General features: G+C 38.6%; 8 protein-coding genes. 2 read left to right on the top strand and 6 right to left on the bottom strand.

Going from position 1 to position 11,552, the window contains the following annotated elements; all coding sequences use genetic code 11:
* Positions 1-165 precede the first annotated feature (165 nt).
* Entirely contained in the window at positions 166-1,440 is a 1,275-nt protein-coding gene (locus EXIGUO8A_RS08760; protein WP_159302820.1) for a PQQ-dependent sugar dehydrogenase, read from the top strand.
* A gap of 64 nt (positions 1,441-1,504) precedes the next feature.
* On the opposite strand, the gene EXIGUO8A_RS08765 is transcribed toward EXIGUO8A_RS08760, so the two are convergent.
* Positions 1,505-2,077 carry a pentapeptide repeat-containing protein gene (locus EXIGUO8A_RS08765; RefSeq protein ID WP_159302821.1) on the bottom strand — a complete coding sequence of 191 codons (573 nt, stop codon included), beginning with the start codon at positions 2,075-2,077 and terminating at the stop codon, positions 1,505-1,507.
* A gap of 7 nt (positions 2,078-2,084) precedes the next feature.
* Complete coding sequence (locus tag EXIGUO8A_RS08770; RefSeq protein WP_159302822.1) at positions 2,085-5,240, bottom strand: WD40/YVTN/BNR-like repeat-containing protein; 3,156 nt, start codon at positions 5,238-5,240, stop codon at positions 2,085-2,087.
* A 202-nt stretch (positions 5,241-5,442) separates the two neighbouring features.
* On the opposite strand from EXIGUO8A_RS08770, the gene EXIGUO8A_RS08775 reads away from it, so the two are divergent.
* A complete protein-coding gene (locus tag EXIGUO8A_RS08775; RefSeq protein ID WP_159302823.1) occupies positions 5,443-8,031 on the top strand; it encodes a cyclic nucleotide-binding domain-containing protein in 2,589 nt (862 codons plus the stop codon).
* 9 nt (positions 8,032-8,040) lie between these two features.
* Here EXIGUO8A_RS08775 and EXIGUO8A_RS08780 read toward each other — a convergent pair whose 3' ends face one another.
* From EXIGUO8A_RS08780 to EXIGUO8A_RS08795, 4 genes are all read right to left on the bottom strand, one after another.
* Positions 8,041-9,588 (bottom strand): M20/M25/M40 family metallo-hydrolase, encoded by a 1,548-nt coding sequence (locus tag EXIGUO8A_RS08780; RefSeq protein WP_159302824.1) that lies wholly within the window; start codon positions 9,586-9,588, stop codon positions 8,041-8,043.
* A gap of 63 nt (positions 9,589-9,651) precedes the next feature.
* A complete protein-coding gene (locus EXIGUO8A_RS08785) occupies positions 9,652-10,086 on the bottom strand; it encodes an SRPBCC family protein (RefSeq protein WP_159302825.1) in 435 nt (144 codons plus the stop codon).
* A gap of 12 nt (positions 10,087-10,098) precedes the next feature.
* Positions 10,099-11,064 carry a 2-hydroxyacid dehydrogenase gene (locus EXIGUO8A_RS08790; protein WP_159302826.1) on the bottom strand — a complete coding sequence of 322 codons (966 nt, stop codon included), beginning with the start codon at positions 11,062-11,064 and terminating at the stop codon, positions 10,099-10,101.
* The gene (locus EXIGUO8A_RS08795; RefSeq protein WP_116771812.1) at positions 11,057-11,551 is read right to left on the bottom strand and encodes a VOC family protein; all 495 of its coding nucleotides are present in this window, start codon (positions 11,549-11,551) and stop codon (positions 11,057-11,059) included. Before EXIGUO8A_RS08795 ends, EXIGUO8A_RS08790 begins: the two co-directional genes overlap by 8 nt.
* Between the last annotated feature and the right edge of the window lies 1 nt (position 11,552).

Here is an 11,552-nt window from a genome sequence, read left to right on the forward strand (position 1 = left end):
TTTAACCTGAAGATGTTGACCTGAAAAAGTTGAATTTTATCTGTTTACCTATATAAATAGGGGTTTTTCAGAATTTTCACGGCTATCTGTTAAAGTATTTATAAACAGGTATTTATGATTTAATTTTTGGCTCCGTTGCTATAATTTTGAGAGCAAACCCTTATTATGAAAACAATTCTACATCTACTTGTTTTAACAACATTATTCGTTGGTTGTAACAGTAAAAAGAGTGTATCTGAAAATACAAAAGAGAAATGGAAAAATACTGGAATTACAGTTGTGGAAACTGCTGTTGGACCTTTAGAATTGGTGCCTCCTTATGCTTCTGAATCGGTTACTAAAAACAGTAAAATTATTGCTTGGCCACCAAATAAATTGCCAAAGGCACCAGAGGGGTTTGAAGTAATGAAATTTGCAGAAAACCTAGAGCACCCAAGGTGGACATATGTGGCACCTAATAATGATATTTTTGTGGCGGAATCTAATACCAAAAACAGCGCCGATAGAATTACGTTGTTACGGGATAATGATATGGATGGTGTTGTTGATGAACGTCATGTGTTCAAAGAAGGACTCAACCAAAACTTAGGTATGTTGGTATTAGACGGGTTCTTTTATATTGCCAATACAGACGGACTCTATAGATACGCCTATGAAGAAGGTCAAAATACCCTTAAGGGAGAAGGTGAAAAAATTGTAGCACTATCTGCTAGTGGCTATAATAATCATTGGACACGTAATGTGATAGCGAACAAAGAAGGCAATAAATTATACATCTCTGTAGGGTCTGCAAGTAATGTTGGGGAACAGGGTATGGATAAAGAAAAAAGACGTGCTGCTATTTTAGAAGTAAACACAGATGGTACAGATGAAGTTATATATGCAAGTGGTATTCGAAATCCTGTAGGAATGGATTGGAACCCGGTTACAGGTGAGTTATGGACGGCAGTGAACGAACGTGATAAAATTGGCAATAATCTAGTGCCCGATTACCTTACCAGTGTTAAAAAAGGTGGTTGGTACGGATGGCCTTATAGCTATTATGGAAATATAAATGATCCAAGATGGGAAGATGATCCACATCAAAATCTTGTAGATATGGCAATTGTGCCCGATGTTCCGTTGGGTAGTCATACAGCATCTTTAGGGCTTACATTTTATACTGATTCACAGTTTCCTGAGGAGTATAAGAACGGTGCCTTTGTTGGTCAACATGGTTCATGGAACCGAGCGGAATTTGCCGGGTACAAAGTGGTATTTGTTCCTTTTCAAGACGGGAAACCCAAAAAGCCCGTTGATTTTTTGACCGGTTTTATTGCTGATGAAGAGGCAGGTGAGGTATATGGTCGCCCTGTAGGGGTAACCGTTGCTCCAGATGGGTCTTTATTGGTAAACGATGATGATGGTGGTGTCATTTGGAGGGTTTCTGCGATTGAATAGTTCTAAAACCCATTGTCTGTAAAAAAGATAATACCGGCAGAGTAGTCTCTGTCGGTATTATTTTTTATTTCAAAATCTTCAATTTGTGTTTTTGTAATAACCCTGATAAATTATCTTTTGAAAATATGGATCCTGCCATAGTGTTATTGTCCGGATCGATACTGAAATTTAAAGCGGTACTTAAATCTGCTTTTTCAAGATTGGTTCTTGAGAAAATAGCACGTTCTAAATCACACTCATCAAACTTCGATTTACTTAAATCACAATCGCCAAAATCTACTTCTTCCATTTTGCAAGACATGAAGACTTGACCCACTAGCTTTAAATCGGTAAAAACGGAGAAACTTAAATTGCAGTCAAAAAAAGAAAAATCCATCAAAAAAGTATTGCAGGTATTAAAAGCAAGCCCCATAAGTTTACAATGCGAAAATTTTACCTCCTTAAAGGTCGTATTTACAATATTTGCATTGCTTAAATTACAATCTATAAACTCACACTCTAAAAAGGTTTGGTTGTCAAGGTATCCTTTAGAAAAATCGCAACTTTCAAAGGTGCAATTCTCATATTCGGCTCTTGGTAACCGGTCTTCTGTATACTTTTGTCCTTTAAAAGTTTGATCTAGTATTAATTTCTCCAACTCCGTTTTAGTTTTGTTTTTGCGGTAATATAATTGCAGGAATGTTCAGACTTTGAAACATCGTATTATATGCTTTCATTTCAGTGTTGATAATGGTATTATGCTCTGTTTTAAAAGTGTTCCAAGTAGCCAATAGATCTCGTAATCTTTCTTTAGCGCCTGCCGTAACCTTGGGTTCCGCTACATCTATATATCCTCTCAAATTCAATAATTGAGCATTCAGTTTATTTTCAAAATTGATAACATCTTGAAAGGTTTTTTGATTGGGTTGAATAAGATTCTCTTCCCAAGCGGTAATACGCTTGATCAATGAATCGCCCTTTTTCATTAGCGCCTCAGCTTTTAAGTTGTCTTCAAGTAATTGGCTATACTGTTTTAACTGCGATTTTGCCGATTGCATATCATTTACCGTATTATGTATTTCAACTGCGGTAGACTCTATGGTTTTTAACATATTTTGTTGCTCTTCATAGTCTGCCATATTAGCCTTAACCTTCGGCAGCGGTAAAATGGTTACCATGGTTTCTGCCGTTTGATTACCTAAAGTTAACCTTAGCTTATAATCGCCTGGCCCAACAGTAAAACCATCTAATCCTCCAAGTACAAAAACCTTATCTACCGCGGGCAATGGGTCTCTTTTAAAATCCCAGGTAAAACGGTTGTATCCTTTTTTTGAAGCTAAAAGTGCTGGTTTTGATGGTCCGCCTGGCCAAGAACTGAATTTTTTGTCTTTTTGGTTGGTTATGGTTCTAATTACCTCACCGTCCTTTAGTACTTCTAATTTTAACTCTGTGCTGTCTTGCGCTTCACTTAGGTAATAATCAAAAGTAACTCCGCTCTTCGGGTTACTACCTAGTCCGGATACGGGCTTTTCGCTATATCCTCCTATAAACAAATACGTGTCTTTTGGTGTAAAAATATTTAATGCTTGTTTTGGTATGGTCGCATTTTGCAATGCTGCTAAATCATCTAAAATCCAGAATGCCCGACCGGCAGTTGCCGCTACCAAATCATTATCTTGAATGATAAGGTCGTTAATCGGAGTCAAGGGTAAGTTTAATTGTAAAGGTTGCCAATGCATACCATCATCCAAAGAAATAAACAAGCCTGTTTCCGTGCCTGCATAAAGTAGTCCTTTCACTTTTTTATCTTCACGAACCACTCGAGTAAAGGTATTGTCGCCCGTTATACCGTTAGTAATTTTAGTCCATGTTGCTCCGTAGTCCGTAGTCTTGTAAATGTAGTTATCAAAATCCATCGATTTGTAGCGCATTAACACTATGTAGGCAGTGGCAGGATCATGCGGAGATACTTCAATGCTATTAATGATACCGTCTTTAGCACCTGGTGGAGTAACATTTGTCCAATTTTCACCACCATCTTTGGTTATATGTACCAACCCATCGTCACTACCTGACCAAATGACGCCTTCTTCATGTGGAGATTCGGTTAAATAGGTAAGTGTGTTGTAGATTTCCCCACCTGCGGCTTCATTAGTAAACGGTCTGCCACCAAGTCCGTGCTTATCTTTTTCGTTTCGGGTTAAATCCGGACTAATAACCGACCAGCTTTGACCTTCGTCCGTAGACTTAAAAACAACGTTACCACCATGGTAAATGGTTTTTCTATCGTGTGGCGATGTAATAATGGGTGCATTCCAATTATAGCGATACTTTGCATTTTCGGGAGATATACTTAAACCCAATTCTGGGTATTCCTTTATGGGTTTAGATTCTTTGGTGTCCGCATCCCATTTATCAATATTTCCTTGATAGGTACCGCCATAAATTAATTTGGGATTATCTGGGTCAAAAGCTAAAAAAGCACTTTCACCACCGGCAACGGCATACCAATCTTTCCAGTCTATACCACAGTCATTTGTTCTAGAGGCAATTGCAACGGTAGAATTATCTTGCTGACCGCCATAAACGTTATAAGGCACCAAATTATCTGTAATTACCCTGTAGAACTGTGCCGTATTTTGATTCTCTTGCGTACTCCAGCTTTTACCTCCATTATTGGAAACATTAGAGCCGCCATCGTTAGAATTTACCATGCGTTGGTTGTTTAATGGATCAATCCATAAATCGTGGTTGTCACCATGTGGCGTAGGTAACGGCGTAAATGTTTTTCCACCATCTATAGATTTGGTTACCGGGGCATTAAGCACATATACAATATCTTCATTTTGAGTGTCAGCAAAAATTTCCATGTAATACCAAGAGCGGGCAATGTTTATTCTGTCTTTGTTGATAAGCGTCCATTTTTTACCGGCATCGTCAGAACGGTATACACCGCCTTTTTCTCCTTCCGCCTCAATTACTGCGAAAACACGTTCTGGGTTGGCTCTAGATACAGAAATACCTATTTTGCCCATTTCTTTAGGTAAGCCTACGGTTAATTGCTGCCATGTTTCGCCACTGTCGGTAGATTTGTAGATACCCGAGTTTTTACCGCCAGATTCCATCGTCCATGGAAAACGCCTGTGTTGCCACATAGCTGCATATAAAATGGTGGGGTTGGTCATATCCATCGTAAGACCAGATGCTCCGGTATTAGTATCTACAAAAAGTACGTTTTTCCATGTTTCGCCGCCATCTACAGATTTATAAATACCTCTTTCAGAAGAGGCACCGTATTGTGCCCCTTGTGCCGAAACAAAAACAATATTTGGGTTGGTTGGGTCTATGATGATGTCAGAAATATGCCTGGTTTTGTCCAGACCCATATGCTTCCAGGTTTTTCCGGCATCGGTAGATTTGTATACACCGTCTCCCATTGAGGTCATTACACCACGGGCAGCATGTTCGCCCATACCTGCAATTACAATATTAGGGTTGCTTTCCGATACGGAAATGGCACCAACTGTTGCGGTTTTTAAAAATCCGTCAGAAATATTCTTCCAAGTAATTCCGTCATCCGTAGTTTTCCATATTCCGCCACCAACGGTTCCCATGTAGTATACCATGGGTTGTCCAACCACACCGGTTGAAGCTACACTTCTACCACCTCTGAACGGACCAATATTTCGCCATTTTAACCCTGTGAAAAGCGAGTCTTTTATTGTGATGGCGGGTTCGGTTATTTTGTTTTTTCTACGTTGAGATTGCATGGCTACCGGTGCCATAATAATAAGCACGAGCAGAAGTCTGATGGTTTTCATGGTGTGGTCTAATTTGTTGTTGAATAGGGAAGATAACAAAAGCCTTTGTAAAAAGATAACCGGCAAATTAAATTTGGTAATTCTAATTTTAAGGGTGTAAATTTTATGGTTTTAACCAATATCAATTTCTTAAAATGATAAATTGGTTTTAATGTATGCCGGGTTTCTTTTTTCGATTTAATCTAGTTAAGTTAGAAGGCGCATGACACACCAAACTAGACTTTTAAGGCAAGAAATACATACTGAAAAACTAAAGGAATATTTTCCTGACGGAGCAATAAAAACATACCAAAAGGGATATGCTATTAGTTACATTCATAAGAAAGTAAATACCTTTAGGTGGCTTATAGAAGGGAGTATTAATTACTATATTTCATTGGATAGCCCAGAGAGCGATATTTTGGTCTGCCAAAATTCAGAACCATTTTCAACTATAGGCTTAAATGGCTTTAATACACCTAAACGTTTTACCTATAAAGCCACGGTAGCTTCTGCAAAAGCGACCTTTTTTGAGATTCCGTTCAAAGAGCTTGATGCATACTTAAAAAAGGGGCATCAGAACGTATTATTAAAAAATATTGGTGCCAAATTATATCATGTATTACGTACCGCATTATTAAAACAAACGGAGCTGTTGAGTCCGGTAAGGTTTCAACCTTTCGTTGAGGATCGTCAATTCTTTATCTCTCCTGTATCGGAGCAAGAAGAAATCGTTTCATTGATGCGTCGTTCCCCGTTTTTGGATTATTTTGAAGAGAAAAGTTTAATGGCATTGGCTGCTTTGGCAGAGCGGCGCGAGTATGAACCCGATGAGGTGTTGTATGTGCAAGATGGTTCTAGTAACGGATTGTTCATTCTTATTCATGGGGAAGTGACCATTAAAAGAATTGAAAACACTATTGAAATTAAACAACGCTCTATTAAAAACTCCGGATTTGTTTTCGGATGGTCTTGTTTACTGAAGGAGAAAGATATTTGCTCTGCAATTACCAATACAAAAACATCTGCCTATTTTATACCCGAGTGCGATCTAATGAAATTGTTCCAGAAAGATGATGCTTTCGAAGGTCAATTTTATCAGCGGTTACTCTGGCTTATGGGTAATCAACTCAATGCAGCTTTTGTTAGATATGTGGGGTTGTTGGGCAAACACAGCTTACAGGCGGTTTATCAATTGATCAAAAATAATAAGTCACGCTTATTATTGTCCTCACCATTGCACCAAGTACCGCATCTTTTAAAAAGTATGACGACCAAGCAACTTGCTTATGATGCTCTTTTAAGATTATTGAAAAACGGCACGGCATTAGAAAGGCATATAGCCTCATTAAGTTTAGAGTTGTTGGGTGAGGATCAAAAGGAGCACGAGTTTGTGAGCGGACTACAGCATATTTATGAAAATGTTGCAGAAAAGAACAGTGAAGATGTAGAACAGAACAGAAAGGTATGTGCAGAACTCACAACAAAGGTCTTTAAAAACGTACCGTATATTATTGAAGGTTGGGAAAATCTACCGGAGAATACCGGGAATGTTTTTATTTATAATCACCTCATAAATGACCCACATTATACTTTAAACAATAATTTTCAAATTACTCTTGATTCCCATTTTTTAAGTGCTATGGTGCTCTATAAGAAATATAGCGAGCCAGGTATTAGAACGGTGAGAATAGGGCAGGGGCAAGAATACGGACACCAAAATTATTACAACAACCTAGGTTATATCAATGTATATACAAAGGAGTCTGAACAAACTTCAAGCAATAAAAAAGAACAAGCCCGTAGCATATTTTATAGTGAGGCTACTAAACATCTGAAACAGAACTATAATTTGATCATAAGTCCTGAAGGCACATCATATAGAACAGAAGAGTCTCCCGGACCTTTTAAAATGGGAGCTTTCAAATTAGCCTTGCATACCGAGCCAGAACCTTATATAGTACCGATAGTTATGGTCAATTTTGATCAAAGAATTGGCAAAAATTTGTATTACTGCGTTATTAAAGAACCTTTTTTATTGAGCGATAAGGTGCCTTCTAAAAGTAATACGGATTTGTTCGCGTTTATGGAGCAATATCAAAAACAGTATTCGGGCTATGTAAAACAAGCCATTGAGAGGGCAGAACAATTGAATGTGTCTTCCTCTGGAACTGATAGTCTTGAGGATCCACCTACTATTTGGTGCAATGAGATAAAGCGACTTAAAAGACGGGTTTCCAAATTGCCTACACAGGAAAATCTAATTGCCTTTTACGGTAGTTCTTCAGTGCGATTGTGGGTAAATATGAAACGAGATCTTAGTCCGTTCAATGTGGTAAACCTTGGTTTTGGAGGGTCAACTTTTGCATGGTGTATTCATTACTTCGATGAGATCTTTACCGAAGCGAATCCGTCTAAAATTGTGCTTTATGCAGGTGAAAACGATCTTAATGATGGTAAAACACCACAAGAAGTACTTTCAGGATGTATGGAATTGGTGGAGTTGATCAAAAATAAGTATCCGGAGGTAGAATTGGCATTGATTAGCCTTAAACCAAGTGTAGAGCGTGAAGCATTAATTCCGTTGATCATGGAGACCAATTTAATGTTGTCCAAGTATTTTATTTCAGAGCTTAACGCCCAATACATCAATGTATTTGCACAAATGATAACTACGGATAATAGACCAATTCCGGAATTGTATCTTTCTGACGGATTGCATTTAAACAAGCAAGGCTATGCACTGTGGAGTACTGCTATTAAAAAAGCATTACAAGCAGCGGATAGCCTTGAACTTGAAAATCAAATGTAGATTTTAATTTTAGTTTTGCCCACCTTTTCGTTGTGGCTTTCTTGGTGTTGGCCATTCTCCTTTTTTACCAGACCTAGGATTGATGCCCAAAACCGCTTTTTCACGAGATGTTTTTTTTGGGTCTTCACAAGCCATGTAAGTAAGAATTGCAGTTAGTATGGCATTGTTGCGTACATCATCAAAAACAATTTTGTCATACGTATCTAAATTGGTGTGCCATGTGTAGTTCCAATAATCCCAACTAAGGGAGCTTAGCGAAAATGCAGGTGCACCGGCAGCTACGAATGAGGCATAGTCAGACCCACCTCTACCAGGTGAACCGGGGAATGTAGTTTCTATTTCATTTTTATAGGTTTCAGGTACAGCTTCTAACCATCGACCTAAATAATCGTATGCATGAAGAAACCCTTGTCCCGACAAACGCACAACGCGACCCGTACCGTTATCTTGGTTAAAAAGGGCTTGAACTCCGTCCACGATTTCTGGATGATCTTCAACAAAAGAGCTAGAACCGTTTAAGCCTTGTTCTTCGCTTCCCCAATGCCCAACTAAAATGGTTCTTTTTGGGTTTGGATATACTTTTTTTAGAATACGTGCGGCTTCTAGCATGGTAATGGTGCCTGTACCATTATCGGTTGCTCCTGTGCCGCCATCCCAAGAATCGAAATGGGCAGAAAGTATTACATATTCATCTGGGAACTCGGTTCCCGGTATGGTGGCTATGGTATTGAAAGTGGGCACAACACCTAGGTCTTTTGATTCCGCTACAATTTTTATTTTGGTGTCCTCACCGTGTTCTACCATTCTGTACAGCATTCCGTAGTCCTCCAAAGAAATATCTACTGCGGGAATTTTTTCGGTACCGGCACTGAAAATTTTATTGGCACCAAAACCTTCAGACCATCGCGATTGAACAATACCTACTGCACCCGCTTTTTCAAATGCGGCATTGATGTTTCTACTGGTGTACCCTGTGTTTCGAATATTTTGCCTCCAAATTTTCTCTAAGGAATCGCGTTCGGTTTTCATTTTTTCGAAGGATGCTTTTGTTGCATATTCTTCCCAGTTTTCATCTGGTCTTCCCGTAGGTTGTAACATGCTCACCATTACTATTTTTCCTTTTACATTAGGAAGCCATTTTACAAATGACAATGAATCTGTAAAACTTGGTAGTGTAATTAATGAGGCTGTAACACCTTTTGAACTAGTACCGGGGTTCCATGCCAATTGAGTAGCGTGCAATGATGCTACACGAGGCGAAACCATATCTACATGGGTAATTCCTCTTTGCCATCCTTTCCACGTTCCCCATTGTTGGTTCTCGGCAGTAATTCCCCATTTTTTGTAGGTGTTGACCGCCCAGTCATGGGCACTTTTCATTTCTGGTGTGCCCACCAATCGTGGTCCGTTCAGGTCCATTAATTCGTATGCCAATTGCTCTAATTGGGAGTTTTCAATGCCTTCTTTTTCAATGGCTTTGACAATGTCTTCCGTAGTTTGGGAAAACATAAATGCGGTGCATAACAAGTATGCACTAATGAGTAGTACTTTTTTCATGTTCAAGTTAGTTTGTTCTTTGAACTAAGGTACTAATTTAATGACGGATGAACGATGTTAAAACTATCTGGTCGCTAAGAATTTGACTAAGCTTTCTTTAATTAAATACTCCCAGCCAGAAACACCACTTTCTCTTTTGAATTCGGGGATGTCTGTCGGGAAATCTTTTATGATTTTGCTGGTAACCGTAAGCAGTGTCTGATGTTCTTTTTTAGTAAGTTCAAAGGTAGATATGCTCTCGCCAGGGTATTCGTCGAACGTCCACCGATAACTGATTTTGGTGGGGAAATCTACTTCTGTAATTAGCCAATTGTGGGTGAAATTTCGTCCTTCATTGGTTATTAAAAAACGAGTCTGAAAAGATTCTTCCAGCTTAAAATCGGGAATAGCATCAAAATACCATTGTCGCATTTGTTCCACATCTGTCAATGCTTCCCATACTTGCTCCATGGAAACGTTAAAAAGCTGAGTAACGATTATGGGTTCATTGTTTTTCATGAGGCTATCCTTTTAGCTGTTATCCAGTTCTTTTTTATTGAAAACACAATTTTCCATAGGTGCTTCATTACGTAAAATTGCCAAGGTGTTTTTAACCGTCATGGTGCACATTTTAGTATATGTGGTTTTGGTTAAACTACCTAAATGTGCAGTGATCAGTACGTTTTTTAATTGCATTAACGGGTCATTTTTTGCAGGTGGTTCTTCAACGAGAACATCGGCTGCGAAACCTGCTATTTTTTTATTTTCCAAGGCTTGTAACAACTCCTTTTGGTCTATGATCCCCCCTCTGGCAGTATTGATCAATAACGCATTGGTTTTCATTTTTGAAAATGCAGCTTTATCAATAAGGTTTTCTGTTTTAGAGGTCAACGGTAAGTGAAGACTTATACTATCCGATGTTTTTAAAAGCGTATCTAAATCGACAAAAGTATAGGGGACATCTTCTTTTTTTGAACTCCAGTAAATAATGTTCATACCTAAGGCTGAAGCAATTTTCGCTACTTTTTTACCAATATTTCCCATACCGATAATCCCCAACGTTTTGCCGTGGGTTTCATCGCCTACATACGAGCCTCGGTCTTGCCATCTGTTTTCTTTGACCATAGTTACGGCATCGTATAAATTACGTTGGAGCATCAATAAAAGGGCAATGGTATGTTCAGCAATGGTATCGGCATTGGAATTTGGGGCGTTCACTACTTTAATTCCTCTTTTCGTAGCGCTTGATACATCTATATTATCCAAACCAACACCACAGCGAGATATAACTTTTAAATTGGGCAATTGTGCCATGAACGAATCACGTACCTGACCTTTTCCCCGTGTAATAATGGCATCTATCGAGTAATTCTGAATCTGGCTGGTTACCGAGGTTTCATCAAACCCTGTTAAAATATTCATATCCGAAGCTTCTTCTAATATGCTCATGGCATCTTCGGCAACGGTTTCTAATAAAAGAATGTTTTTTTTATTCATCGGATTTATGATAAAGGGTGGCATCTTTAGATTTATAGCCACGGAAGTCATTTCTTCCCGAGACATAAATACCTTCTTTAAATAATTCGTCTTCAAATATTTTTGGGTCGATATAATCCCCGGGAACAGAAGAAAGTTCAATTAAATTTCCCGATGGGTCACGCACAAACATTTGTATGGCTCCGTCCGGTAATTGGCGCACATTGCCCCATGGCTTAATATCAATTACTCCAAGTTCTTTCATTCTAAAAAATAGTGTATTGATATCATCTACCTGAACACAAATATGACCTCTAAATGAATAGGCATCTTCCCATTCCGTCAAATGTAATTGCTGTTCTTCGTTGAATTTGAAAAATGCGGTAGGGTAGTCAAAAAGAAATGCGGGAATAGCCTCTAAACCCAATTCTTCTTCATAAAACTTACAAGCTTCCTCTAGGTTGCTTACAACCAATGCAACGTGATTTATATGTACTGCCTTCGCCATG

Source organism: Maribacter litoralis, assembly GCF_902506355.1.
GTDB lineage: Bacteria > Bacteroidota > Bacteroidia > Flavobacteriales > Flavobacteriaceae > Maribacter > Maribacter litoralis.